This window comes from Actinoplanes sandaracinus (assembly GCF_030009775.1).
In the GTDB taxonomy this organism is placed as follows: domain Bacteria; phylum Actinomycetota; class Actinomycetes; order Mycobacteriales; family Micromonosporaceae; genus Actinoplanes; species Actinoplanes sandaracinus.
The window spans coordinates 19,437-45,148 of sequence record NZ_JASCTH010000007.1 but is presented as its reverse complement, the minus strand read 5'-3'; the positions used below and the strand labels follow the sequence as shown (position 1 = coordinate 45,148).

The 25,712-nt window shown below is 71.3% G+C and carries 21 protein-coding genes; 13 read left to right on the top strand and 8 right to left on the bottom strand.

Annotation, left to right across the window (positions count from 1 at the left end):
• Positions 1-30 precede the first annotated feature (30 nt).
• From QLQ12_RS12095 to QLQ12_RS12080, 4 genes are all read right to left on the bottom strand, one after another.
• The gene (locus QLQ12_RS12095) at positions 31-1,464 is read right to left on the bottom strand and encodes a GGDEF domain-containing protein (protein ID WP_282759468.1); all 1,434 of its coding nucleotides are present in this window, start codon (positions 1,462-1,464) and stop codon (positions 31-33) included.
• Positions 1,465-1,582: 118 nt separating this feature from the next.
• Positions 1,583-2,260, bottom strand: a complete 678-nt coding sequence (locus QLQ12_RS12090) for a class F sortase (RefSeq protein WP_282759467.1) — start codon at positions 2,258-2,260, stop codon at positions 1,583-1,585.
• Positions 2,257-3,072: a DUF4397 domain-containing protein gene (locus tag QLQ12_RS12085; protein WP_282759465.1), complete on the bottom strand. Its 816-nt coding sequence runs from the start codon at positions 3,070-3,072 to the stop codon at positions 2,257-2,259. The genes QLQ12_RS12090 and QLQ12_RS12085 overlap by 4 nt, the downstream gene beginning before the upstream one ends.
• 388 nt (positions 3,073-3,460) lie before the next feature.
• A complete protein-coding gene (locus QLQ12_RS12080) occupies positions 3,461-4,693 on the bottom strand; it encodes a multidrug effflux MFS transporter (RefSeq protein ID WP_282759464.1) in 1,233 nt (410 codons plus the stop codon).
• 946 nt (positions 4,694-5,639) lie between these two features.
• Here QLQ12_RS12080 and QLQ12_RS12075 point away from each other — a divergent pair.
• Together QLQ12_RS12075 and QLQ12_RS12070 are read left to right on the top strand one after the other, a co-directional pair.
• Entirely contained in the window at positions 5,640-5,960 is a 321-nt protein-coding gene (locus QLQ12_RS12075; RefSeq protein ID WP_282759463.1) for a MerR family transcriptional regulator, read from the top strand.
• A 94-nt stretch (positions 5,961-6,054) separates the two neighbouring features.
• Positions 6,055-7,398, top strand: coding sequence for a PQQ-dependent sugar dehydrogenase (locus tag QLQ12_RS12070; protein ID WP_282759462.1), 1,344 nt, complete (start codon positions 6,055-6,057; stop codon positions 7,396-7,398).
• A 156-nt stretch (positions 7,399-7,554) separates the two neighbouring features.
• Here QLQ12_RS12070 and QLQ12_RS12065 read toward each other — a convergent pair whose 3' ends face one another.
• Complete coding sequence (locus QLQ12_RS12065) at positions 7,555-7,857, bottom strand: hypothetical protein (protein ID WP_282759461.1); 303 nt, start codon at positions 7,855-7,857, stop codon at positions 7,555-7,557.
• Between the two features lie 148 nt (positions 7,858-8,005).
• On the opposite strand from QLQ12_RS12065, the gene QLQ12_RS12060 reads away from it, so the two are divergent.
• Together QLQ12_RS12060 and QLQ12_RS12055 are read left to right on the top strand one after the other, a co-directional pair.
• Positions 8,006-9,052: a fatty acid desaturase family protein gene (locus QLQ12_RS12060; protein WP_282759459.1), complete on the top strand. Its 1,047-nt coding sequence runs from the start codon at positions 8,006-8,008 to the stop codon at positions 9,050-9,052.
• A 371-nt stretch (positions 9,053-9,423) separates the two neighbouring features.
• The gene (locus tag QLQ12_RS12055) at positions 9,424-10,164 is read left to right on the top strand and encodes an ATP-binding protein (protein WP_282759457.1); all 741 of its coding nucleotides are present in this window, start codon (positions 9,424-9,426) and stop codon (positions 10,162-10,164) included.
• 68 nt (positions 10,165-10,232) lie between these two features.
• Here the strand turns inward: QLQ12_RS12055 and QLQ12_RS12050 are convergent, their stop codons facing one another.
• Entirely contained in the window at positions 10,233-11,582 is a 1,350-nt protein-coding gene (locus QLQ12_RS12050; protein ID WP_282759455.1) for a cellulase family glycosylhydrolase, read from the bottom strand.
• A 316-nt stretch (positions 11,583-11,898) separates the two neighbouring features.
• Between QLQ12_RS12050 and QLQ12_RS12045 the strand changes: the two genes are divergently transcribed.
• The 7 genes from QLQ12_RS12045 to QLQ12_RS12015 all read left to right on the top strand — a co-directional run bounded on the left by QLQ12_RS12045 (position 11,899) and on the right by QLQ12_RS12015 (position 18,375).
• The gene (locus QLQ12_RS12045; protein ID WP_282759453.1) at positions 11,899-13,584 is read left to right on the top strand and encodes an ABC transporter substrate-binding protein; all 1,686 of its coding nucleotides are present in this window, start codon (positions 11,899-11,901) and stop codon (positions 13,582-13,584) included.
• A 27-nt stretch (positions 13,585-13,611) separates the two neighbouring features.
• A complete protein-coding gene (locus QLQ12_RS12040) occupies positions 13,612-14,601 on the top strand; it encodes an ABC transporter permease (protein WP_282759451.1) in 990 nt (329 codons plus the stop codon).
• Positions 14,602-14,613: 12 nt separating this feature from the next.
• Positions 14,614-15,555 carry an ABC transporter permease gene (locus tag QLQ12_RS12035; protein WP_282759450.1) on the top strand — a complete coding sequence of 314 codons (942 nt, stop codon included), beginning with the start codon at positions 14,614-14,616 and terminating at the stop codon, positions 15,553-15,555.
• Positions 15,552-16,442 carry an ABC transporter ATP-binding protein gene (locus tag QLQ12_RS12030; RefSeq protein WP_282759449.1) on the top strand — a complete coding sequence of 297 codons (891 nt, stop codon included), beginning with the start codon at positions 15,552-15,554 and terminating at the stop codon, positions 16,440-16,442. The genes QLQ12_RS12035 and QLQ12_RS12030 overlap by 4 nt, the downstream gene beginning before the upstream one ends.
• Complete coding sequence (locus tag QLQ12_RS12025; protein WP_282759448.1) at positions 16,439-17,245, top strand: ABC transporter ATP-binding protein; 807 nt, start codon at positions 16,439-16,441, stop codon at positions 17,243-17,245. The genes QLQ12_RS12030 and QLQ12_RS12025 overlap by 4 nt, the downstream gene beginning before the upstream one ends.
• A gap of 207 nt (positions 17,246-17,452) precedes the next feature.
• Complete coding sequence (locus QLQ12_RS12020; protein ID WP_282759447.1) at positions 17,453-17,941, top strand: hypothetical protein; 489 nt, start codon at positions 17,453-17,455, stop codon at positions 17,939-17,941.
• A complete protein-coding gene (locus QLQ12_RS12015; protein WP_282759446.1) occupies positions 17,938-18,375 on the top strand; it encodes a DUF732 domain-containing protein in 438 nt (145 codons plus the stop codon). Before QLQ12_RS12020 ends, QLQ12_RS12015 begins: the two co-directional genes overlap by 4 nt.
• A 15-nt stretch (positions 18,376-18,390) precedes the next feature.
• On the opposite strand, the gene QLQ12_RS12010 is transcribed toward QLQ12_RS12015, so the two are convergent.
• Both QLQ12_RS12010 and QLQ12_RS12005 read right to left on the bottom strand, forming a co-directional pair.
• A complete protein-coding gene (locus QLQ12_RS12010) occupies positions 18,391-19,599 on the bottom strand; it encodes an ROK family transcriptional regulator (protein ID WP_282759445.1) in 1,209 nt (402 codons plus the stop codon).
• The gene (locus tag QLQ12_RS12005; protein ID WP_282759444.1) at positions 19,580-21,772 is read right to left on the bottom strand and encodes an alpha-galactosidase; all 2,193 of its coding nucleotides are present in this window, start codon (positions 21,770-21,772) and stop codon (positions 19,580-19,582) included. The genes QLQ12_RS12010 and QLQ12_RS12005 overlap by 20 nt, the downstream gene beginning before the upstream one ends.
• A gap of 103 nt (positions 21,773-21,875) precedes the next feature.
• Here QLQ12_RS12005 and QLQ12_RS12000 point away from each other — a divergent pair, with 103 nt between their 5' ends.
• Both QLQ12_RS12000 and QLQ12_RS11995 read left to right on the top strand, forming a co-directional pair.
• The gene (locus QLQ12_RS12000) at positions 21,876-24,314 is read left to right on the top strand and encodes a glycoside hydrolase family 2 protein (protein ID WP_282759443.1); all 2,439 of its coding nucleotides are present in this window, start codon (positions 21,876-21,878) and stop codon (positions 24,312-24,314) included.
• Position 24,315: 1 nt separating this feature from the next.
• Positions 24,316-25,164: a LacI family DNA-binding transcriptional regulator gene (locus QLQ12_RS11995; RefSeq protein ID WP_282759442.1), complete on the top strand. Its 849-nt coding sequence runs from the start codon at positions 24,316-24,318 to the stop codon at positions 25,162-25,164.
• The last annotated feature ends 548 nt before the right edge of the window (positions 25,165-25,712 follow it).

Here is a 25,712-nt window from a genome sequence, read left to right as displayed (position 1 = left end):
GCCTGAATGCGCAGGGCGGCTCGGATCAGCTCATGCGCCGGCCATCACCCAGCGGCCGCGACCCTGCTTCTTGGCCTGGTACATCGCCATGTCGGCGGTGCGCAGCACATCGCTGTCGTGGGCCGGGGCGTCCGCGCCGTAGGCGGCGATGCCCACGCTGGCACCGACGTCCAGCAGCGCGCCGCGGAAGCTGATCGGCTGGGCCACGTCGCCGACGACCCGCTCGGCGAGGCGGATCGCGTCCGCCTCCGGCAGATCCGGGCAGAGCAGCACGAACTCGTCGCCGCCCAGGCGGACCACCAGGTCGGTGCCGCGGACGGCGGAGGACAGCCGCCGCGCCACGGTGGCCAGCACCAGGTCGCCGGCCTCGTGCCCGTGGGTGTCGTTGACCTGCTTGAAGCCGTCGAGGTCGAGGTAGAGCACGGCGACCGGCCCGGACCGCCGCGGCATGACCCGTTCCAGCTCGTCGGTGAGCACGGCGCGGTTGGCCAGCCCGGTGAGCGGGTCGTGCCGGGCCTGGTAGGCGAGTTGCGCCTGGGCCTTCTCCTGCTCGCGGACCGCGATGGTGAACCGGGCGAGGATGAAGCCGGTGCTCAGCGCGGTGGCGACCAGCGCGATGACCGCGTTGCGAGCCAGGCCGTTCTCGACCAGGCTCAGCACGGGGGCGGACAGGAACGCCAGACCGAGGAACAGCACCCGCGACGGGTGCAGCACGTTCACCTGCTGGCCCGGGCGGGTCAGCTCGGCCCGGTCCGGGTGCAGGCACGCCGCGATGATCATGGCATTGCCCAGCATGATCAGCGGCCCGATCCGGGCCACGAGGGTGTAATCCAGGAAGTTCGGCAGCACATTGTAGGCGATGTCGATCGTCAGGTACAGCCCCACCGCGGCGAGCAGCAGCCGGGTCGGCATCCGCCGGTCGCCGGGAGACAGCGCGATGAACAGCACCGCGGCCAGCAGTGCGACGTCGGCGACCGGATACAGCGGCGGCACGATCATCTCGGCGAGCCCATACCCGGAGTCCAGGTACGGCGCGATCAGAAACTGCCAGCTCGCCATCGCGCCGGCCACGGTCAGGGTGAGCCCGTCGAGCACAGCGCCACGCAGACGGCCGGGCGCGCGACGGCGGGCCATCATAGTCAGGGCCAGCGCCAGCAGCGGGTACCCGGCGAGCCAGAAGACGTCCGCGACCCCGACCGGTGGCACATCGCCGGTCAGATAGAAGTACGCCATCTCGATCGAGTCCCCGATGACCCACAGGCTCTGGGAAGCGGCGACCAGCACCCACGGCCGCCGGTCCCGGCCGGGCGGGGTGCGGCGGACGGCCAGCCACATGAACGTGCACAGGGTGAGGTAGGTGACGAGGTAGAGAACGTCGCCGATCGTGGTCTCGTACGTGAGCACCAGACCGGCGACCGCGGACGTCGCACCGCCCAGGAAGACCCATATGCTGCGTGTTGCCATGGTCGTGACGTCGGCCGGGGGAGCCCGAAGCTGTGCGGAATCCGCCGTGAGCCACGGCACACCGGCTCAGGGCGCCCGCTGCCGACACCTCGCCGCTTCCCGGTGCGAGCCATGCTGATCAGGGCCGGGCGACCGCGGTGACCACCACGTTGTCGCGGTAGTGGCGGGTCGCGGCGTCGAAGGGCCCGCCGCAGGTGATCAGGGTCAGCCGGGCCGCGCCGTCGCGGGCGAAGTACCCGTCGAGGGGGATCGCCGTCTTGGTGTGCCGCTCGCGGGCCACCACCTCGAACGTCCTGGTCCGCGCGCCCGCACCGGCCAGCACCACCGTGTCGCCCGCGGTCAGCGAGCCGAGCTTGAAGAACGCTCCTTCGCCCTGGCCGGCGGCGTCGACGTGGCCGGCGATCACGATCGATCCGGCCGGCGCGGAGAAATCCGGCCCGAACCGGTACCAACCCACCCGGTCGACGCTCGGCGGCACGGCGAAGTCGCCGGTCTTCGGGTCGAGGCCGACGGCGTCCACGGCCGTGTCCAGGCCGAGCGCGGGAATCCGCAGCCGCGCGGGCGCGTCGGTGGTCGCCGCCGCCGGCGGTCGCCCGTCGGTGACCGGGACACGGGCCGGGGCGGGCGCGGCAGCGGCGGTGGAGGCGGCCGGCGTGGTCACCGGCGGTGAGCCGAAGTCGTCGGCCGGCTGCGACCGGCAGGCGAAGACCGTGGCGGCCGTGGTCAGGACGACACCGGCGACCAGGACTCGCCCCGGCCGGAGCCGGGGCGAGCCGCCGTGTCCGGAGACGGTCATCGGCGCCCGGTCGCCAGCCGGGTGAGGCCGAACAGGGCGAGCAGGATGCCGAGCGCGCCGGCGCCGTACCAGACCGGCGTGGCGCCCCGGTCGGCCCGGCCACCGTCACCGCTGGGCACGCCACCGGGCGCGGAGTGCAGCCCGTCGATGGTCTGCGCCACGATGTCGAGGGTCTTGGCCTCGGCCGATCCGACCGCGTAGACGACGGTCGCGGTGCCCTCCTTGAGGTCGAGTTCGGCCGGGCCGAGCACCCGGTCCTGCGTACCGGCCAGAACGACGTCGGCCGAGACGGCGCCGGCGTCGACGTCGGCCTCGGCCTGGTTCGGGTTGGTCAGGCTCTCGAAGACGGGCTCGCCGCCGGCGCGGACGTCCACCGCGGGCGCCGCCGCGGTGTGCCGGACGATCAGCCGGGCCTTGCCCGCGGCGAGTTTGGCGGTGTCGTTGACGAACGGGGTGAGGGCCGGCTTGCCGTCCGCGCCGAGGTGGGCGACCAGGCTGATGTTCGCGTCACCGGGCACGTCGGCGTCATTGACGGTCAGCAGGGCGCTGCCGATGGCGTCACCGGGTTTGGTGAGCGCGATGTCGTACCGGCCGGCCGGCAGGCTCAGCGGCCCGGCGACCTTGCCCGGCTGGAAGTCCGGGATGGTCTTCTCGCCGTTGACGTAGACGTCCACCGCCTGGCCGGGGATTCCGTGGACCACCGTCACGGCCGAGTTCGCGGCGGCGAACGCGGGCGAGGCGCCGATCGTGCCGAGGGCGACCAGAGTGACGGCGCCGACGGTGGCCGCGCGGTGTAGGTGCTGGATGCGCATGCTGACTCCTGGAGGAAGTGCGTCGGTGTACGCACGTTCCTTCGCGGCGGGCCGCGGGGATGGATGCGGCCGGGACTGTGAGCAAGCTCGTGCATCCACCGGCGGCCCGCGCGGCGAACGCCCGCGCCCGCTGTGCGACCCACGCCCCGCGAGGCTGAACAGTCCCACAACATTCGTCGAGCCTGGCTTCCCCGTCGAGGCGCCACCTGGTTTCAGCTCTCTCGCCCGGATCCCCTGCCCCACTACGCCGCGTTGCGGAAACACCTCGTCCAACACGCATGAGCGCGCACCGATTACTTGTCGAATGTCCGTCTAATGTTCGGGGCATCGTTTGAATTGGCGCCGGGTGACTCATCCTTACGTTGAACGGCCAAAATGGGATCGACAGTCACCGGGACTGCTGACGACGGCCAGCCGTCGCTGACCAAGTGGAATCACCAGTCAGCGCGAACACGCAGACCAGCGACCCCACGGCGCAACCTAGGATCAGCAGGGCCATTGGCACGCCCGTGCCCGGCCGCCCCAGCGTCGCCAGCGGCGCCAGCAGGGCGGCCAGTAACGGAGCAAGCGGACCCAGCACCGACGACGCCGTACCGGCCCGGTCCGGGTGCCGGTCCAGGGCCAAGGCGAACGAGTTCGGCTGGGTCATCCCGAACGAGCAGGTCAGCAGCAACAGCCCGGCGCAGAGTCCGGGAAGGTTCCCAAGCAGCGCGGACGCCAGGGCGACCACGCCGGCCACACCGAGCCCAGTCAGCGCTACTAGCAGCAGGCGGCGTGGGGTGGTCCGTCCGAGCAGCCGCGCGTTGGCCTGGCTGAACGCCGTGATCCCCACCGCGTTCAAGCCGAAGAGCAGGCCGAACGCGGTGGGTGAGAGCCCGTACCCGTCCTGCAGCACGAACGTGCCGTTCGCGAGATAGCCGAACAGCGCCGAGAAAGCGAGCGCCTGAGCCACCGCGTACCCCATGAAGACCCGGTCCCGCACGATCGGTCCGGCCGACCGGACGGTGGCAGCGAGACCGCCTCCCATCCGGCGAGAGGAAGGCAAGGTTTCCGGCAACTTCGCCGCCAGCAAGACGGTGACCAGCACCGCAAGCCCACCGAGCACGACGAAGACGCCGCGCCAGGAAGTCGCCCGCAAAACCAAGCTCCCCAGGCCCGGCCCCAAGATCGGGGCCAGCCCGAAGATCAACGCGAGCCGGGAGAAAACCCGCGCGGCGTCAGTCCCGGCGTAGAGGTCGCGGACCACGGCCCGCGCAATCGCCACGCCGGCGCCTCCGGCGAGGCCCTCCACGAAACGCAAAGCGATCAACAACGGCATGGACGACACCGGCGCGATCAGAATCGTCAACACTGCGTACGCGGCGAGGCCAATCACTATCGGCCGCCGCCGTCCCCACCGGTCGCTGAGCGCGCCCCCGATCAGCTGACCAACGGCCAGCCCCAAGAGGCACCACGTGATCGACTGCTGCATCGCGCCGGGACCCACACCCAAGTCGTCGGCCATCGCCGGGAGCGCCGGCAGGTACATGTCGGTGGACAGCGGACCGATCGCGGTGGCCAGCCCCAGCATGACGACGAGCAACGGCCTACTCGGCACCCGGGAGCCGGCCGCATCCGCCATGGCAGAGACCCTAAACGGTATGCGGAGACCAGCTCACCCGCGCCACGGTTGCTGCGCGCTTCTGGCCACGATCCGCTCGGACGCTCGTCACGGTGCAGGACGCAGGCACGCTGTTGCTGTTGACGTAACTGTCTCGAGGCAAGTTGTGGCCGATGCGGCTTTGGTTGATCAACCCGGCGATCAGTGCTGGGTTCGGCCCGGGCTGTGAGCTGCATCTATCAGGGGCGATGCGCAAAGTGGATGTCCCGACGTCTTCGATCTCTACATGTTGGTACCCGACTGCGCCTAAGCCCGTACACCCCCACCCCGATCCCAGCCGGTTCCCACTACCGTGACCACGTTCCGGCTACCGTGGCTCGGCTCACCCGCGCCGCGCCCGTGGCTCAGGTGGTGCCGGTGAGAAAATCTATGGCGAGCGAACTAGACATTCTCGCCAGGGTTGGATAGTGTTCCTCTCGTTGAGAGCAGAGATCGTTGAAGACGCAGACGATGATGCAGGCCGAGCGTCAAGCAGGGCCCGACGGTGTTGATGAAGACGGTGTCGTGGCTCGCTCGGTGCAATGGGTAACAGGTAAGTGCAGCACAAGACCTTGACGTAATTCCAGGTCAAGGCAGACCGCACGTGTGCGGGGCCATGAAGTCGCGTGGGGCTCCGTCACCGGTGAGTGTGAAGTACGGAAATTCGAAGCAGAGGAAAGGGAGGGCACGAACACCGTTGGATCGCCCGCCTCCAGGGATGCAGTTCTGACCCGGGGCGGACACCGCAGGCTCCATCGCACGAAAGGTGGTTCTCCGGTCACGCTTATGCGATCCCTGCACTTCGAACCGCCTCTGGCGGTAAGTGCGGAAACGACAACCCGACGAACCTGTCGGTAGATGGTGTTTAAAACCCACAATCCCTGGGCCCCGGCGCTTCCGCGTCGGGGCCCTCGTCTTGGAGGTGTGAATGGCCCAATCCGACGACATGTTCGGTGATGACGACTACCCCGCCTACACGATGGGCCGCGCCGCCGAGATCGCCGGCGCCTCGCAGGACTTCCTGCGCCGGCTCGACGAGGCGAAACTGATCACCCCGTTCCGGTCCGCCGGTGGGCACCGCCGTTACTCCCGCTACCAGTTGCGCCTCGCCGCACGCGCCCGGGAGATGGTCGATCAGGGCACCGCGCTGGAGGCCGCCTGCCGGATCATCATCCTCGAGGACCAGCTCGAGGAGGCCCTGCAGCAGAACGAGAAATTCCGGCGACGTCAAGAAGACGGCGTCGCCTGACCGGACCACCGCACGGTCCTTCTCCGGCCGGGGAGGGACCGCACGTCCGTCGTCCGACGGGCCGCCGGGTGAGTGACCGGGTAGAAATGCAACGGTGAAGACGTTCGCTCGTACGACGCTGGCCGGCGGCCTCGTGCTCGCCCTGGCCGCATGTGCCGCCGATGATCCGGCCCCCGCCGCCACCGTGTCGCCGCCGCCGGGCTCGCCGTCAGCGGCGACGGTGCCGGCGCTGGCCGCCACGACTGTCCGCACGCTCGCCGGAACCGGCACGGCGCCGTTCGACGAGGCCCGGCAGGTGCAGGCCCCGCCGGGCTGGGTGGTCTCGGTCTGGGCGCGGGTGCCCAGCGCCCGGCTGCTGGCCTGGACACCGGACCAGCGGCTGCTGGTGTCCCGGCCGAAATCCGGTGACATCGTCGAACTCGTCCCCGGGCCGGGCGACGCTCCGCCCCAGCAGCGCACCCTGATCGACGGGCTGACCCAGCCGCATGGGCTGGCCTTCGCCGGGGACACGCTCTATGTGGCCGAAAGCGATCAGCTCGTCAGTTTCACCTACCGCGCCGGGACGCTGTCGGGGAAACGGGTCCTGGCCGCCGGGCTGCCCGACGAGAAGAGCCCTGACCTGCGCGGCGCCTACGCTCACGCGCTGAAGAGCGTGGCCGTCGGCAAGGACGGCGAGCTCTACGTCTCGGTGGGTTCGACCGGCAACGTCTCGGCCGAGGACCGGGAGGCGAAGCCGGAGCGGGCCGCCATTCTGCGGATTCCGGCGAGCGGCGGCGAGCCGGCGACCTTCGCCCGTGGCGTGCGCAACGGCACGGGGCTCGCGGTCGCCCCCGACGGTGCGGTGTGGACGGCCGTCAACCACCGTGACAACGTCGGCTACCCCTATGAGGGGCCGGACTCCGGCGAGGTCCTGCTGTGGTACGTGAACGACCACCCGTTCGAGCAGCTTGCCAAGCTGACCCAGGGCCGCGACCTCGGCTGGCCGTACTGCAACCCGGACCCCGATCTGAAGCCCGGCGCCGAGGACACGCCGCTGAGCTACACCCGGCGGCCGTTCGTCCGTGACATCCAGACCAACCCGGACGGCTCCAAGCTCGACTGCGCCGCGCTCGCCCTGACCGAGCAGGGCATGGGCGCGCACTCGGCGCCGCTGGGCCTGAGCTTCGCCACCCGGCCCGGGCTGGCCGGCGGTTACGGGCCCGGCGCGCTGGCGGGCATCCACGGCTCGTGGAACCGCCGGCCGCCCCGCCCGCCGGAGGTGTCGTTCTTCGCCTGGCGCGACGGTGAGCTGGGGCCGCAGCAGACGCTGCTGACCGGGTTCCAGCTGGCCGACGGCAGCCGCTGGGGGCGGCCGGTGATGGCCGTGCAGGGCCCGGACGGCGCGCTGTACGTCAGCGACGACCAGGCGGGCGCGGTCTACCGCGTCACCGCCCCCTGAGCGGACCGCGGTCCGGCTCCTCGTCGCCGGGAGCCGGGCCGCCGGTGATCATCCGACACCCCGGACCGTGACCCGCCCGGCGTGCGCGCCGGTGATCAGCCGACACCCCGGACCGTGACCCGCCCGGCGTGCGCGCCGGTGGTCGGCTCGCGCCGGTCAGGACGAGGTCATCCGGAGCAGGGCGTTGCCGCCGAGCATCAGCACGTCCGCGCCGGCGACGAAGGCCATGCTGCGGTGCAGCAGCTTCGCGGCCTGCTGGGGATCGGTTTCGGCCAGGCCCCGCACGCCCACCGCGATCGCCGCGATGACCAGCGGGATGCCGCCGGCGAGCAGGAAACCGACCGAACCCGGGGTGTCGCCACGGATCACCAGCAGGGTCAGCATCACCGCCGGGGCGATGCCGAAGAACACCACCGCGAGTACGGCGTACCAGCGCAGCGGTCGGAGCGGAGTCGTCATCGCCCACCTTTCAACCGGCAGATCCTAACCGCCGGGCCGCCGTGGGCGGCGGGCCGGTGCCGGCCGGCGCGATGGTGGTGCTGGCACCACCACGGTGTGGGGAGTCAGCGCTCCTGACCGTGCACGCCCGGGACGGTGGAATGGGGGCATGACAACCACGGCACCGACGAGCATCCCGACGCCGGCGGCGAGGGCGGGTGGCAGCGACTTCGCCGTCCTGTCGCGCCGGATCACCAGCGAGGGACTGATGGAGCGCCGGCCCGCGTACTATCTGGCCCGGATGGGCGTCGTCGCGCTCATGTTCCTCGGCGGCTGGACCGCCTTCTTCCTCATCGGCTCGTCGTGGTGGCAGCTGGTCACCGCGGCGTTCCTGGCCGTCGCGTTCACCCAGGTCGCGCTGATCGCCCATGATCTGGCCCACCGCCAGGTGTTCCGCACCAAACGCCCCAGCGCGATCTCCGGGCGGATCGCCGGAAACCTCGCGGTCGGCATGAGTTACGGCTGGTGGGTGGAGAAGCACACCCGGCACCACAACAATCCCAACCACGACGACCTCGACCCGGACGTCGCACCCGAGGTCCTCATCTGGGCCACCGGGTCGGCTCTCGGCCGTCGCGGGCTGAAGGGCTTCGTCACCCGGCACCAGGCGGGGCTCTTCTTCCCGCTGCTCACCCTCCTCGCCGTGGACCTCAAGGTCTCCAGCGTCAAGGCGCTGCGCGGCGGTGTGGTGAAGCGCCCGCTGCTGGAGAGCGCGCTGCTCGTCCTGCACGCCGCCGGTTACCTGACCGCGCTGCTGATCGTCCTGCCGCCGCTGCCGGCGGCCGGGTTCCTGCTGCTGCACCAGGCGCTGTTCGGCGTCTACCTCGGCATGACGTTCGCGCCCAACCACAAGGGCATGCCGCACCCCACCGGCGACGAGGACTTCCTGCGCAAGCAGGTGCTGACGTCCCGCAACGTCCACGGCGGCCGGCTCACCGACGCGGCGCTGGGCGGCCTGAACTATCAGATCGAGCACCACCTGTTCCCCGGCATGCCGACGCCCAACCTGCGCAAGGCGCAGCCCATCGTGCAGGCGTACTGCGCCGAGATCGGTGTCGCCTACGAGCAGACCAGCTTGGTCACCTCCTACCGGCAGGCCCTGCGCCATCTGCACGAGGTGGGCGCGCCGGCTCGCGCCGAGCACGCGGCCCGCTGAACTGCGCTTCAGCGCCCGGCACTGTCCGCCGGGGCGATCGATGCGGACGGACAGTGCCGGGCGCCCGTTCATCCCTACGATGTCGGCAATCGACGGCGGGCTGCTATAGATTGCAGTCGGAGGACGACGGCACGTCATCCTCGCAGGCTGCCTCAGACCCTGGTAGCGCCCCTGTGGTGACAAGGTGCTCAGAGAGCTGTGGCCGTCGTGAACCGTTTGATCCGTCTCGTGGTGCAGGTGCCCGCCGTGCGGCCCGGCGAGAGTGGCGTGGGCCTGGCCGGTCGGCGATGACCAGCGTGGACCGGAGCGCACGGCTTCCCCCGCTTCAACCGCCGTACCTTCTCACCGCGACGGACCGCCGTCGTGCGGATGTGACCGTCACCGGTGACGCGGCCGCCGCGGTGATCGACCTGGTGCCGCGCGGCCCGTGGTCGGAGCGTCTGTGCGACCAGGTGTCGAAGGGCCTGCGACTGTGCGGGGCCGGACCGGCCGACTCGATCATCGCCGATCTGCGCGGGGTGAGCGATCCCTACGGGGTGAGCCTGCCGTTCTGGCTGTCCGCCTGGCGCCAGGTCCGGCTCGGCCCGTCACCGGTGCACCTGGCGTTGTGCCTGCACCCGGAGACAAGGCTGGCGTGGCGGATCCGGAATCTCCGAGGACCGCAGCCCCGGGTGTACGACTCGGTGCGGGACGCGCGCATAGCGGTCGCCGAGCGGATGTCGCGTGCCGACCGGCGACAGGCCCGCCTGCCGGCCCGGCCGGATTCCGTTCCGGCCGCCCGTCATCTCGTCACGCAAGCTTGCGGTGTCTGGGACCTGCCGCATCTGCTGGAGGACACCCTGTTGATCGTGTCGGAGCTGGCCGCCAACGCCGTGCAGCACGCCGGCACCGACTTCATCGTCACCACCATCTGCGGCGTTTCCGGGCTGCACGTAGCGGTGCGTGACGGCGCCGGCCGGTTCCCGTACCCGGGCAAGCCGGCGTCCACCAGTTCGCCGGGCCCACTGGCAGAGCGGGGGCGGGGTCTGCTGTTGGTGCACGCGGCCGCGGTGGCCTGGGGCGCCATGCCCACCCTCGGCGGCAAGGTCGTGTGGGCCACGGTGGGACTCTGAGCGTCCGCGGACGGATCGCCGGGCCGGTGCCGTGGTCGGGGACTCCACGGCACCGGCGAGAGGAAGGCTCAGGCGACGGTGCAGGTCACCGGCGCCGGGACGGTGTTGGCGGCGCTCCGGGAGGCGGTGAAGCCCCAACTGGCCTCGGCGCCGGCGGCGAGGGTGCCGTTGTAGCCGGCGTTGCGGGCGGTGACGGTGTTACCGGAGGCGGTGACGGCCGCGTTCCAGCTGTTGGTGATGCGCTGGCCGTCGGCCCAGGTCCAGGCGACGGTCCAGCCGGTGATGGCGGCGGTGCCGGCCTTGACGGTGACGGTGCCCTGGAAGCCGCCCGGCCAGGAGTTGGTCACCGTGTACGTCGCGGTGCAGGCGCCGGCCGGCGGGACCGAGGTGCTGGGGCTGATCGAGACGCTGGGGCTGCCGGAGGGCCGGCCGCTGTAGACGGTCGCCTCGACGGCGGTGGCCTTGATGCCGTCCGCGCCGTTGAACAACCGCTGGCCCCATGAGGTGAGCCGGGCGGGGTTGAAGTCGGTGACCATGTCGAGGTATTCGACGCCGCCGCCGTTGCCGGACCACGACCAGCCGAGGTAGCCGATGCCGAGCCGGCGGGTGGTGGCCAGGATGGTGTCCTCGTCGGGGTTGCCGTCGGAGTGGTCGTGCCCGAACTCGCCGACCACGATCGGCAGGTTGGCGCTCTGGAACCGGCCGAGGTAGTCGTTGATCTCCGCGGCGGTGTCGAAGACGCCGTACATGTGGATCGAGAAGACGGTGTTGCGCTGCGGGTCGGCGGCGAACACCGAGGCGGCGTTGTCGCGCATGACGAACTGCCAGTCCTGGCCCCAGTTCGGGGCGTCCACCATGATCTGGTGCTGGAATCCGGCGGCACGCAGGCGGGTGATCGCGCTCTTGGTGTCGGCGGTCCAGCTCGCGGTGGCGCTGCCGTTGCCGTACGGCTCGTTGCCGATGTTCAGGATGACGTAGTTCTCCTGGCCGGCGAGGGCGCTCTTGATGGAGATCCAGTAGTCGACGGCCTGGGCCAGGGTGGCGGCGCCGGCCTGTTCGCCGTACCCCGTGGTGTCGTGCACCTCGAGGACGCAGATCAGCCGGTTGGCCTTGCACTGGTTGATCACGCCGGTGACGTCGGCGGCCTCGTTCTTGGTCCAGCGGTGTCCGCTGGCCAGGACGACCCGGACGGTGTTGGCGCCGAGGGTCTTGATGTCGGCCAGTGAGGCGGTCCGTGTCGGGTACCAGGTGTGCGCGTGGTTGACACCGCGCATCAGGAACGGGTTGCCGTTGCCGTCGATTATCCGGGTGCCGGAGACGGTGAACCCGGCGGCGGCCTGGGCGGGCTGGGCTGCCACGAACACGGCGACGGCGGCGGTCAGGACGGCTGCGAGGCCGCCCCACCATTTCGATCTCATGGTTGTGCCTCCTGCCCGGCCGCGGGACTCCTCGGCCGGTCGTGGGGATGACTCCCGGGGGGACGGGAGACGGGAACGGAATCGAGGGTGGTCACGCTCCCAAAGAATCTAAATTGTTTTAACTAAGCCGTGTCAAGTGATCAGGCCTTGATCGTCTTCGATCCCGTGCCCCGAAGAGTCGCACTTGACAACGCAAACTTAAGCCACTTAATAATGATCGATCGAAGCTCATGAATCCTGGTCCGCGGTGCGGGTCCGGGGCACGCGCACGTGACTCGCCGCCTGCCGGGTGGCGATCCGAACGAGGGATTCGCCGATGTCTCACGTCTTCGCACGGCGGGCCGTCGCGGCCGTCGCCGTGATGGCACTAGCCTTGGCCGGCTGCTCCGGCTCCGGTGACGGCAAGCCCGGCGCCAACGCCGCGAACAGTTCGATCACCGTGTTCAACGGCGCGAACGGCACCATTCTCGAAAACTGGAACCCGTTCTCGCCCACGCAGCTCCAGCCCACCAACGGCATGATCTACGAGGCCCTGTTCTGGTACAACCTCGCCAGCGACGCGGCGCCGCAGCCGATGCTCGGATCCACCTACGCCTGGAACGCCGACGGCACCGAACTGACCGTCACCACCCGCGACGGCGTGACCTGGGCCGACGGGCAGCCGTTCTCCGCCAAGGACGTGGCGTTCACGTTCGATCTGATCCGCCGCACCAAGGCGATCAACGCCACCGGCCTCAAACTCCGGTCCTCGGTGGCCAAGGACGACAAGACCGCGGTCCTCACCTTCGACGCCAAGTCGTTCACCGACGAGGCGTCGATCGTCGGCCACACGCCGATCATCCCGGAACACGTCTGGAGCAAGGTCCCCGACCCCGCGAAGACCATCAACCAGAACCCGGTCGGCACCGGCCCGTACAAGCTGAAGACCTTCTCCGCGCAGAGTTTCGTGCTGGAGAAGAACAGCGCCTACTGGCAGCCGGGCAAGCCGCAGATCCAGAACGTCCGCTACATCTCCCTGGCCACTGCCGACGCCGCGAGCGCCGCGCTGACCGCCGGTCAGGTGGACTGGATGAGCTCCTTCCTGCCGGGGCTCGACCAGCTTCTGAAGAACCACAAGGAGCTCTCCTACGTCAACACCCCGGTGCTCACCGCATCCGTCTTCACCTGCTCCAACGTCGCCCTGGGCTGCGCCGGCCCGCAGACCGACCCGGCCGTCCGCCAGGCCATCCACCACGCGATCAACCGGGACCAGCTCAACAAGCTCGCCGGCGGCGGATTCGCCGCCACCGCCTCGCCGACCCTGCTGCTGCCCGAGCGGGACCAGAAGTGGATCACCGATCCGGCGCACGTCACCATCCCCGGCGCCCCGGACGTCGCGAAGGCCGGCCAGATCCTCGACGCGGCCGGCTGGGTCAAGGGCGCCGACGGCATCCGCGGCAAGGGCGGCCAGCGCCTGTCGATGACCATCCAGACCGTCACCGGCTGGAGCGACTTCATCTCCCTCAACGACGCGATGGCCCAGCAGCTCAAGGAAGCCGGCATCGAGCTGAAACCGGCCCAGGTGTCCTGGAACGAGTGGAACAACAACCAGGTCCAAGGCAAGTTCCAGTTGTCGCTGGACTCCATCGGCCTCGGCGCCAACAACAACCCCTACCACACCTACCAGGCGAAGTACGCCACCGTCACGACCGCGAAGGTCGGCGAGACGGCCAGCACCAGCGGCAACTACGCCCGCTACAGCAACCCGCTGGTGGACAGCGCCCTCCAGGCCGCCGCGGGAACCAACGACGAGGCCGCGCAGAAGGCGCAGTACGCGATCATCCAGAAGGAGATCGTGCGGGACCTGCCCTACATCCCGATCTACGTCAACTCGCTGCTCACCGAGTTCAACACCAGCCGCGCCACCGGGTGGCCGACCAACGAGAACAAGTACGCGCTGCCCGCCTCCTGGAAGATCTGGGACAACGGCATCGTGATGGCCAACCTCCGGCCGGCGAAGTAGCCGGGCCGGCGCCGGGGAACGCACGACATGCGATACCTGATCCGCAAATTCGGGTTCTACCTGGTCGCCCTCTGGGCGGCGCTGACCGTCAACTTCTGCATCCCGCGACTGATGCCCGGCGACCCGGTCGAGATCATGATGTCGAAACTGGGGCAGAAGGGGCCGGTCACGCCGGAGACCAGGCAATCCATCGAGGCGCTCCTCGGCGCCGACTCCAGCCGGCCCCTCCCGCGCCAGTACGGCGATTACCTGGCCGGCCTGGCCACCGGTGACCTGGGTGTCTCCGTGACGTTCTTCCCCGCCTCGGTCATCGACATCATCGGGCGGACACTGCCCTGGACCATCGGCCTGATCGGGCTGGCCACCGTCATCTCGTTCCTGGCCGGCGTGGGCCTGGGCACCCTCGCCGGCTGGAGGCGGGGCTCCTGGCTGGACAACCTGATCCCGGTCACCACCATGTTCCAGTCCGTGCCGTACTTCTGGCTGGCCCTGATCCTGCTCTTCCTGCTGGGCAGCGTCTGGCCGCTGTTCCCGCTCAACGGCGGCTACGACGTCTACACCGTGACGCCCGGCTGGAACGGGGAGTTCCTGGGCTCGGTCCTCTACTACGGAGCCCTGCCCGCGCTGACCATCATCGTGTCGTCGGCCGGCGGATGGATGCTCGGCATGCGCAACATGATGGTGTCCACCCTGTCCGAGGACTACATGCTCACCGCGGAGGCGAAAGGCCTGCGCCCGGGCCGGATCATGCGGCGGTACGCGGCTCGCAACGCCGTCCTGCCGTCCATCTCCGGCTTCGCCATCAGTCTCGGCTTCGTCGTCGCCGGGTCGATCGTCACCGAGGCGGTCTTCTCCTACCCCGGCATCGGATCGGCGCTGCTGCAGGCTGTCGGCGGCAACGACTACGCCCTCATGCAGGGCATCTTCCTGATCATCACGCTGGCGGTGCTGGGCGCGAACCTCCTGGTCGACCTCCTGTACTCGGTCATCGACCCGCGCATCCGGGCGCGGAGCTGAGAGGAGATCGCGTTGACCGCGGACACCGTCGCCCTCACCGCACCCGTCACGCGGCGGCGCCCCACGTGGCCGCCGCTGACCGCGAAACTCGCCGCCGGCCTGATCCTCGGCGGCGCCGTCGTGCTGTTCGGCCTGCTCGGCCCGCTGCTGGTGCAGGACCCGTCGCGGGTCGGCGACATCGGGCTCGCCGGGCCCTCCGGCGACCACCTGCTCGGCACCACGCAGACCGGGCAGGACGTGCTGGCCCAACTGGCGTACGCCACCCGCGGCTCGCTCATCGTCGGCGCGATCGTCGGCGTTCTGACCCTGCTGCTGTCGGCGTTCTTCGGCATCGTCGGCGCCTACGCCGGCGGGTGGCTCGACGAGCTGTTCTCCCTGTTCACCAACATCGTGCTGGTCATCCCGGGCCTGCCCGTGGTCATCGTCATCTCCGCCTACGTGCCCGACAAGAGCCTGCTGCTGGTCTCCCTCGTCCTCGCGATCACCGGCTGGGCCGGGTCGGCGCGGGTGCTGCGCGGCTCCACACTGAGCCTGCGCGGCCGCGACTACGTGCTGGCCTGCCGGGTCGCGGGGGAGAAGCGCTGGCGGATCCTGGCCGTGGAGATCCTGCCCAACCTGATCCCACTGCTCGCCTCACAGGTCGTGTTCGCGGTCATCTTCGCGATCCTCGGCGAGGCCGGGCTGTCCTACCTGGGCCTGGGCGCTAGCGGCTCGTTCACCTGGGGAACCATGCTCTACTACGCGCAGAACGGCCTCGCCCTGCGGCTCGGCGCGTGGTGGTGGTTCGTGCCCCCCGGTCTGCTGCTCGCGCTCTTCGGCGCGGCCCTCTCCCTGATCAACTTCTCGATCGACGAGATCATCAACCCGAAGCTGCGCAGCCAGACCCGCGCCTCCCGCCGCGGCTGGCGGATGTCGTCCGAGCAACTGCGCAAGGCCAAGGAGTCCACGCTGTGACCCGTCCGGTGCTGACGATCGAGAACCTCAGCGTCGACTACCTGGTCGATCCGCCCGTGCACGCGGTCAAGGACGTCTCGCTCACGCTGCGCCGCGGCGAGGTGCTCGGCCTGGCGGGGGAGAGCGGCTGCGGCAAGAGCACCCTGGCGTACGGCATCGTGCGCCTGCTCAAACCACCCGCGATGATCACCTCGGGGCGGGCGGTGTTCCACTCCCCGGAGGGACACGACATCGACTGGGGTGACCTGGGCCCGGAGGATCTGCGGGCGGCCCGCTGGGACAAGATCTCCATGGTCTTCCAGGGCGCGATGAACTCGCTCAACCCGGTGATCTCCATCCGCGACCAGTTCGAGGACATCTTCCGCACCCACCGGCCCGCGCTCCGGCGCCGGGAGCGCCGGGACCGCTGCGGTGATCTGCTCGAACGCGTCGGCGTCGACCGGGCCCGGCTGAACTCCTATCCGCACGAGCTGTCCGGCGGCATGCGGCAGCGCGTCATGATCGCGATGGCGATGGCCCTCGAACCGCAGATCATGATCATGGACGAGCCGACCACCGCGCTCGACGTGGTCGTCCAGCGCGAGATCCTGCGGGAGATCTCCCGGCTGCGCGGCGAACTCGGCTTCGCGGTCGTCTTCATCACCCACGACCTGCCGCTGCTGCTGGAGATCAGCGACCGGATCGCGGTGATGCGCCAGGGGGAGATCGTCGAACTCGGCGACGCCCTCGACCTCTACACCGATCCCCGGCACGACTACACCCGCCAACTGCTGGCGTCCTTTCCCAGCCTGACCGGCGAGCGCGGCTCGTTCGTGCGCGGCGCGCTGGACGACCGGCTGCTCGCCCTCGACGCGATCGACGCCGGCGCCGCGAAGGAGACCTCGTGACCACCCTGGAAGCGCATGGGCTGAGCAAGGAGTACCGGCTGCGGCACGGCCTGCGGACCAGCACGCTGCGCGCCGTCGACGACGTCGGTTTCACCCTCGGCCACGGCCGGACCGTGGCGCTGGTCGGGCAGAGCGGCAGCGGCAAGTCCACCGTCGCCAAGCTCCTGCTCCAACTGGAACGCCCCACCTCCGGTGAGATCCTGCTCGACTCCGAGCCGGTCGCCCGCCGCGGGGCGGGACTGGCCCGCTATCGCCGTACCGTGCAGATGATCTTTCAGGATCCGTTCGCCTCGCTGAACCCGTTCCACAGCGTGGAGCATCACCTGGCCCGGCCGATCCGGCTGCACCATCCGGCGATGACCGACGCCGACGTGCGCCGCCGGGTCCTGCACCTGCTCGAACGGGTTCGCCTCACCCCGGCGGCGAACGTCGCCCGGCGCCGCCCGCACGAGCTCTCCGGCGGCCAGCGGCAGCGGGTCGCCATCGCCCGCGCCCTCGCCCCGGAACCGGGCGTGCTCATCGCCGACGAGCCGGTCTCCATGCTGGACGTGTCGATTCGCCTCGGAGTGCTCAACCTGCTGGCCACCCTGCAACGGGAAGAGGACCTGGGCGTCCTCTACATCACCCACGATCTGGCCACCGCCCGGCACTTCTCCGACGAGATCCTGGTGATGTACCAGGGCCGGATCGTCGAACGCGGCCCGGCCGACGACGTCATCCTCCGTCCGCGGCACGAGTACACCCGGACACTCGCCGACGCCGCTCCCAACCCCGAGCGGCGCCTGGGCGAACTGCGCCGCTGACCGTCGGTGACCCTCAGGGCGCGGCGTCGCGAAAGGATCGCGGCCGGCCCGCCGGGACGAGGACAGCCCTTCGCCTGACCAGTCCCGGCACCGTGTCCAACCCTGTCCAGCCCGGTCCATTTCCGGGCACCGTGCACACAGGCACCGCTGGAGGATTACTCCGGGAGACCCACCGGGACCGCCCACAGAGATCCGAAGGAGTGCCTTGTGACTTTTCCCCACCACGCGGCGAGTGCGTCACCGGCAGAAGGGCACTCGCCGGCGCCGGACGGCGCCGGGAGCCCGCCGCCGTCTGTTCCCACCCAGGCCGTGCCCACCCAGGCCGTGCCCACCCAGGTCGTTCCCGTGCCGTCCGTTCCCGCGCAGTACCACCCCGGCTCGCCGCCGGGCAGCGTGGTGCCCGCCGGGCTCAGCGCGCCGCAGCCGCCGTGGTCGCCTCCGGCGGCGCCGCACGATGTCGCGGCGTCGGGCCCGGACGGCGGCGGCCGGACCCTGAAGATCTCCATGACGACGGCGGCGCTGATCGCGGTGCTGGGCTGGCTGGCGGCGGCGGTGCTCACCGTCCTGATCTTCAACGGCGTGGGGCCGGAAGGGCCGACCGGACCGCAGGGACCGCAGGGCGTTCCAGGGGCTCCGGGACCCGCCGGCCAGGTCGGCCCGCAGGGACCCGCGGGACCGCAGGGAGAACAGGGATGACCCGGTCGGTCGCCATCGTGGTGGTCCTGGCCGCTCTCGGCTGGGGGACGGCCACCGGCGCAGGTGTCGCCATGGCCACCGGGACGTACCCGCGGGGTGCGGCCGGGGCCGCCGGGCCGGCCGGCGAGAGGGGCGTCGCGGGCACGCCCGGGCTGCGGGGTCCCGTGGGCGAGCGCGGACCGAAGGGCCTTCCCGGCAAGGCGGGGTTCTGGCGGGACCTGACGTCCGACTCGTTCCTGGTCGCGAACGGGTGGGCCGTGCCGTCGACGAAGCAGGCGGCGATCAACGTGGCGGTGGCCACGTGTGCCAGTCTCCGCGCGGGCTCGACCGTCGAGGACCTCATCGCCGACACCCCCCTGCCCAAGTACGTGGAGCGGGCGATGATCAAGGCGGCACAGGAGAACATGTGCCCGGACACCGGACAGCCCGCCTGAGCCGGCGGCCGGTCGTCAGCGGCGCAGGTGGGACTGCAGCACCAGGGCGGCGGCCCCGGTGGCCGAGGCGGTAGCCGCGGCCAGCGACACCGTCACGGTCACCGACCGCCGCCAGGTGCGGGCGTCGGCCACCCCCACCCGCCGCATGATCGCCGGCCCGTAGACGAACGACGCCGCGGCGAACCCCGGCCCGGTCAGCACCACCAGGTCGATGTCGAGCAGGTTCACCACCGACTCCGCCGCGGCCGCCACATAGCGGGCCGAGTCCTCCAGCAGCGCCAGGCAGCGCGGAGCGCCAGCCCGCGCGGCGCGTGCGATCGCGGCGAAGTCGGTGGCGGCGCCACGCCGGGCCGCCCCCGGATCCAGGCCCGCCTCGGCGGCGGCGGCCGGATCGGCGAGCGCCGCCGCCACCACCGCCCGCGGCCCGGCCAGCGCCTCCAGGCAACCCCGGCTGCCGCACCAGCACTCCGGCCCGTCCACCAGCACGCACACGTGACCGAACTCGCCGGCGCCGCCGTGGCCGCCGCGCATGGCGCGGCCGTCGACGATGATGCCGGCGCCGATGCCGCTGCCCATGTACAGCGCGGCGAACGCGCGCTCCGGGCCGACCCGGGCCACCCAGTACTCGCCGACAGCCGCCGCGGTGGCATTGTTCTCCACCAGAACCGGCCAGCCGGCCGCCGCCGCCAGGTCGCGGCCCAGTTGCTCGCCGTCCCAGCCGCGCAGATGCGGCGGGGTGTCGTCGAGGCGCGCGACGCCGCTGCGCGGGCCCGGCCAGACCAGGCCGACGCCCAAGCAGCGGGCCCGGTCCACGCCGGAGCCGGCCAGCAGGACGTCGATGTCGGCGGCCAGGTGGGAGAGCAGGTCGCCGGTGGGCGCCGGGCGGGCCAGCCGGGAGATGACACCGCCGGTCTGGCCGGTCAGCACATAGGTGGTGGTGTCGCGGTCCAGATAGACGCCGACGGCGAGGCGGGCCGCCGGGTCCAGCCGCAGCAGGGTGCGCGGCTTGCCGCCGGTGGGGGTGCGGCCGGTCTCCACGACCAGCCCTTCCTCCAGCAGGCGGCGCACGGTCATCGAGACGGCCGCCTCGGTCAGCCCGGTGATCGCCGCCAGCTCGACGCGGCTGAGCCGGCCGGCGGCACGGATCGCGTCGAGGATGCTCTCCCGGGCGCCCGGGCCACGCCTGCGGCTCGCCGGGGAAGCCTCACCGGCTACCTGTCCCACGGCCTCCCCGTTCTGCCGCTGTGGCCCGCACCAGCATCACACGATCGGGATACAGTACCGGCAATCTCAGCCCGGACGTGCCGAGCACACGCCCGGGCAGGTCGACGCCCCCGGGTGCGCACCAGGGCAGGGCGGCGCCCCAGGCGGCGGCGTTGCCGTCGGGCAGGTCCCCGGGCGGTTGCGGCCGCACCGCGTAGGTCCGGTCCGGGTCGAGGCCGGGCAGGGCGACCGTGCCGGGCGGGTAGTTCTCGCTGGTGGCGGTGGCGATCAGCGCGTACAGCGCGTCCGAGCCGTCGGCGGCCACCACCCCGGTCAGCTCGTAGGCCGGGTCGGCCACGTCGCCGTGCACCAGCGTGCCGCTGTGCAGCAGGCCGCGGACCTCCCTATAGAGGGCCACCCACTCGGCCAGCCGGGCGAGTTCGGCCGGCGACGCCCGGGTGAGGTCCCACTCGATGCCGAGGTGGCCCCAGATCGCGGTCCCGGCCCGCACATCGAGAGGCAGCTCCCGCTGGGTGGTGTGCGCGCGGGGCGCGCCCACATGCGATCCGATCAACTCCAGGGGTACGAGCAGGCTCGTCCACCGCTGGATCGGCACCCGCTCGTGCGCGTCGATGCAGTCCGACGCCCAGACCCGGTCGGTGCGGGCCAGGATCTCCAGGTCCACGCGGCCGCCGCCGGACGAGCAGGACTCGATCTCGACCCCGGGGTGGGCGGCCCGCAGTTCGTCGAGCAGGCGGTAGACGGCGAGCGTCTGGTCGTGCACCCCGGCCCGCCCGGTGGCCGGGTGCCCGGCGTCGACCAGGTCCCGGTTGTGATCCCACTTCAGGTAGGCGATGTCGTGCTCGCGCAGCAGCGCGTCGAGGCGGTCGCGCACGTGGGCGTACGCCGCCGGGTTGTGCAGGTCGAGGACCTGCTGGGAGCGGGCCGCCGGCGGCAGGCGGTCGCCGGCCGCCATCATCCAGTCCGGATGCGCGCGGGCCAGGTCCGAGTCCGGGCTGATCATCTCGGGTTCCACCCACAGCCCGAACTCCATGCCGAGGCCGCGGACGACGTCGATGAGCGGGCCGAGCCCGTCCGGCCACACGTCGGGGGAGACGGTCCAGTCACCGAGGCCGGACGTGTCGTCGCGGCGCGAGCCGAACCACCCGTCGTCGAGCACGAACCGTTCCGCGCCGACCTCGGCGGCGGCCCGGGCCAGGGCGGTCAGCCGGGTGAGGTCGTGGTCGAAGTACACCGCCTCCCAGGTGTTCACCACGACCGGCCGTGGCGTGGCCGGGTGGTGCGGGCGCGAGCGCAGAAGGGTGTGGAAGCGCCCGGCCAGCTCGTCGAGGCCGTCCGCGCCGAACGACGCGTACAACCAGGGGGTCGTATAACTCTCGCCCCGGGCCAATCCGACCTCGCCGGGCAGCAGCAGCTCGCCGCCGCCGAGCGCGGAGTGCCCGTGATAGTCGCGCTCGGCCACGGTGCGGGAGCCGCCGGAGAACGCGGTGTGCACACCCCACACCCGGCCACGCCGGTTCGCGAAGCCGGCGGCGCCCGCGCACAGCACGTAGGCGGAGTCGTAGCCGGTGCGGCCGGTGCGGTTCTCACGAACCCGCAGGCCGTGGGTGAAAGCGGTCCGCTGCGGCGAGCGCTCCCGCAGGTGATGGCCGGTGAAGTCGAGCAGCTCGGTGGCCTCGGCCGGCACCGGCAGGAACAGCGTCAGGTGCTCCAGCCAATACACCCCGTCGCCGGTGCTGGTCAGCCGCGCCCGCGCCCGCAGAACCCCGCTCGGGTCCAGCTCGATCTCCACGGCCAGGTCCAGCCCGGCGACCGGGTCGGCAGCCTCCAGGCGTACGCCGTCGGCACGGTCGCGTGCGACTCCGGTCAGGAGGAACGCGCTGGACCAGTGCCGCCCGTCACGGTGCCCGGCCAGACCGGGGTGGCCGAGCCAGCCGGCCGACTGCTCGGGCAGCAGCGACACCCGCACCGGCGTGTCGGCGGAGAACCCGATCGGCTGCGGCGCCACCGCCCGCGCCAGTCCGGCCAGCCGCTCCGCGGAGAGGTCGCCGAGGGCGTCACCCCAGTGCACGATCGAGGGGAACCGGTCGCCGCGGCAGTCGAGCACCACGCTGACTCCGGCGGCGCTCAGATGCACCAGGCCGGCGCTGTCGGGGGCGGGGTTCGGCCGCATCGTGCCTCCGGTTCGTCGTTGACGGACTTCGTTCAGTAGCTTAAGAATGTGGGCGCCCGGCACGCCAGCGGCAGATCTCACGACACGACAGGAGCACGCCCCCATGCTCAAGACCGACCTTCATACCGGCTGGACAGTCCAGGCCACCGGCGGGCCGGTTCCGGCTGAGATCGCGGCGTCGGCGCTGCCCGCGGTCGTGCCCGGCACCGTGCACACCGATCTGCTCGCGGCCGGGCTGATCCCCGACCCCTACCTCGGCGCCAACGAGGCCGAGCTGGCGTGGTTCCACCGCACGTCGTGGCGGTACGACACCACCCTGACCGCGGCGCCGGCCGCTCCCGGCGAGCGCGTCGATCTCGTCTTCGACGGCCTCGACACGGTCGCCACGATCGAACTCGGCGGCGTCGAGGTGGGCCGCACCGCGAACATGCACCGGGGCTACCGGTTCGACGTGCGGCACCTGCTGGGCGACGGCGCGATCCCGCTGACCGTGCACTTCGGCTCCGCCCTGGAGTACGCCGAGGAGAACGAGCGGAAGCTCGGGCGGAGGCCCCGGCCGTACCCGCACCCGTTCAACGCGATCCGCAAGATGGCCTGCTCGTTCGGCTGGGACTGGGGCCCCGACCTGCAGACCGCGGGCATCTGGAAGCCGGTCCGGCTGGAGCGCTGGCACACCGCCCGCCTCGCCGCGGCCCGGCCGCTGGCCACCCGCGACCGCCTCACCGTGCACGTCGAGGTGGAGCGCGCGTCGGCCGTACCCCTGATCGTCGAAGTGACCGTGGGTGAGCGGACCGAGAGGCTCGCGCTGGACGGTGACCGCGGCGTGCTGGAGATCGCCGTTCCGGACGCGCCGACCTGGTGGCCGGCCGGTTACGGCGAGCAGCCGCTGGTCGGAGTCGCCGTCACCCTGCTGGCCGGTGAGGAGATCCTCGACGAGCACCACAGCCGGGTCGGGTTCCGCGACGTGCGCCTCGACGAGAGCCCCGACGAGCACGGCGACCGCTTCGCCCTGGTCGTCAACGACCGGGAGGTCTTCGTCCTCGGCCTCAACTGGATTCCCGAGGACCACCTGCTCACCCGGATCACCCGCGCCGATCTGGAAGCCGCCGTGGACCGGGCCGTCGCCGCCAACACCAACCTGCTGCGCGTCTGGGGCGGCGGCATCTGGGAGTCCGACGACTTCTACGACGTCTGCGACGAACGCGGCGTCCTCGTCTGGCAGGACTTCCCCCTGTCCTGCGGCGCCTACGCCGAGGAGGAGCCGCTGCGCTCCGAGATCCTCGCCGAAGCCCGGGAGAACATCACCCGGCTCAGCCCGCACCCGTCGCTGGCGGTGTGGAACGGCGGCAACGAGAACATCTGGGGCCACGAGGACTGGAACTGGAAAGAGGAGCTGAACGGCGCCTCCTGGGGCGCCGGCTACTACTACGAGGACTTCCCGGCGCTGCTCACCGAACTCGACCCGACCCGGCCCTACCACGCGGGCAGCCCGTCGAGCCCGCTCTCCTCCGGGGCGCACCCGAACGACGACCGGTACGGCACCCGCCACGAGTGGGAGGCCTGGAACCGGGAGGACTACACCCACCACGACAACTTCGTGCCCCGGTTCTGCTCCGAGTTCGGCTGGCAGGCCCCTCCGGCGTGGTCCACGCTCGTCGCCACGATTCCCCCCGGCGAGCTGCGCAAGGACTCGCCGACGTTCCTGCTGCACCAGAAGGCCGAGGACGGCAACGGCAAACTCGACCGCGGGCTCGCCCATCACATGGCGGTGCCGGACGACTTCGCCGCCTGGCACTGGGCGACCCAGCTCAATCAGGCTCGGGCCACGGCGTACGCGATCGGGCACCTGCGCTCGCACGCGCCCCGCACCATGGGCAGCATCCTGTGGCAGCTCAACGACTGCTGGCCGGTCACCTCCTGGGCCGTCGTCGACGGCGCCGGGCGGCTCAAACCCGCCTGGTACGCGCTGCGTCACGCGTACGCCCCCCGGCTTCTGTCCTTCCAGAAGCACGACGGCCGTGTGGTGCTCGCCGCCGTCAACGACAGCGATGAGCCGTGGCGTGGCGGCGCGCGGCTGCGCCGGGTCTGCTTCGACGGCGTCGAACGGGCCGTCACCAGCGTCGATGTGCACGTGCCGGCCCGCTCCGTGCGGCTGATCGACCTCGACCCCGCGTTGCTGGCCGTCACCCAGCCGGACCGGGAGGTGCTGGTCGCCGACGTCGGCGGGCAGCGCGCCACCCACCTGTTCGCGGAGGATCACAGCCTGGCCTACGACCCGGCGGCGGTCCGGGCGCACACCGTCGCCGTGGAAGGCGGATACTCGGTCACCGTGACCGCCGCATCGTTCGCCCGGGACGTGGCCGTGCTCGCCGATCGCGTCGACCCCGGCGCGACGGTCGACACCATGCTCGTCGACCTGCTGCCGGGGGAGACCCACACGTTCACCGTCACCACGACCGCCACCGTCGACGGCGAGGCGTTCTCCGCCCCCGAGGTGCTGCGCTCGGCGAACGTGCTGACCACCCCCGCCAAGGTCGGCTGACGTGCCGGCCCCGGGCGGCGGCCTGATCGGCCTGGTGCTCACCGACAGCGCCGCCCGGGTCGGCGTCGAACCGTTCTTCATGGAACTCATCGCCGGCATGGAGCAGGCCCTGGCGGCGCACGGCGTCACCGTCCTGCTCCTGGTCGTGCCCGACCTCGACGCCGAACTCGCCACCTACCGGCGGTGGGCCGGCGACCGCACCGTCAGCGCCGTCGTCGTGGTCAACCTCGTCCACGACGACGTGCGCCCGGCCCGGCTCGCCGAACTCGGCCTGCCCGCCGTCCTCGCCGGCCGCGCCGACGCCCCCGGGTTCGCCCGGGTCGTCACCGACGACGGCGGCGCCATGACCGAGGCGGTGGAACTGCTGGTCTCCCTCGGCCACCGGGCCATCGGCCGGGTCAGCGGCCCCGCCGAGCTGGTCCACACCGCCGAACGCACGGCCGCGATGTTCGCGGCGGCGGGCCGCCACGGTGTGCGCGTGCACATCGTCGAGGGCGACTACAGCGCCGAGAGCGGCGTCCGAGGCATCCGTGACCTGCTCGCCGGCGACCCCGCGCCGACCGCCGTCATCTTCGACAACGACGTGATGGCCGTCGCCGCCGAACAGGAGCTGAGCCGCGCCGCGATAGCGGTGCCCGAGCAGATCAGCCTGCTCGTCTACGACGACTCGCCGCTGTGTGAGCTCGCCGTCCCGCCGCTGTCGGCGCTCAGCATCGACGTGCACGAACACGGGATCACCCTGGCCCGCGCGTTGCTGGCGGCCCTCGACGGCGCTCCGCCGGTCGAACACCCCGGACCGCCGGTCCGCATCTTCCACCGCGCGAGCACCGGCCCGGTCCCCACAACCTAGACGGCCCTTCTACCGCCTGGCGGCGCGCTGCACTTACTTCAGCGAGAACGAGAAGAAGCGTCTGGCTACGCTTCTCAGGGAGCAATGCGGCAAGGGCTGCCTTCGCGTGTGCCAGACCGCCTCGCTGATCACCTGCGTTCGCCAGCATGAGGCCCCGATGCATGTCGATATGCGTCGCGAACCGAGCCAGATGCTCCGGCCGCGTTGCGTCTGCGTCGCGCTGTGTGACTTCGCCGCGGTCGACCTGGCCGAGTCGCGCCCAAAGCATCGACTCGAAGGTGCTCATCCGCCAGTACGGGACAGCCGAATCGGAAACTTCTCCATCAGGTGAGGCGACGGAATCAAAAGCGCGCCCGCCCCGCCGGCCACACCCCAGCGGAAGCCGAGCGATGGGCGGCGAAGACACCGGCCTGGGCGACAGCCCGGCCAGGGGCCGTCGGGCGATTCGCAGTCGCCAATGCCGATTGTGGGCGAGCGTCGGCGAGGAAACGCCGGATTCCTGGACGCTTCGACTGGTCAGGGCATCCGCAAGCGGGGCTGAGCACCGC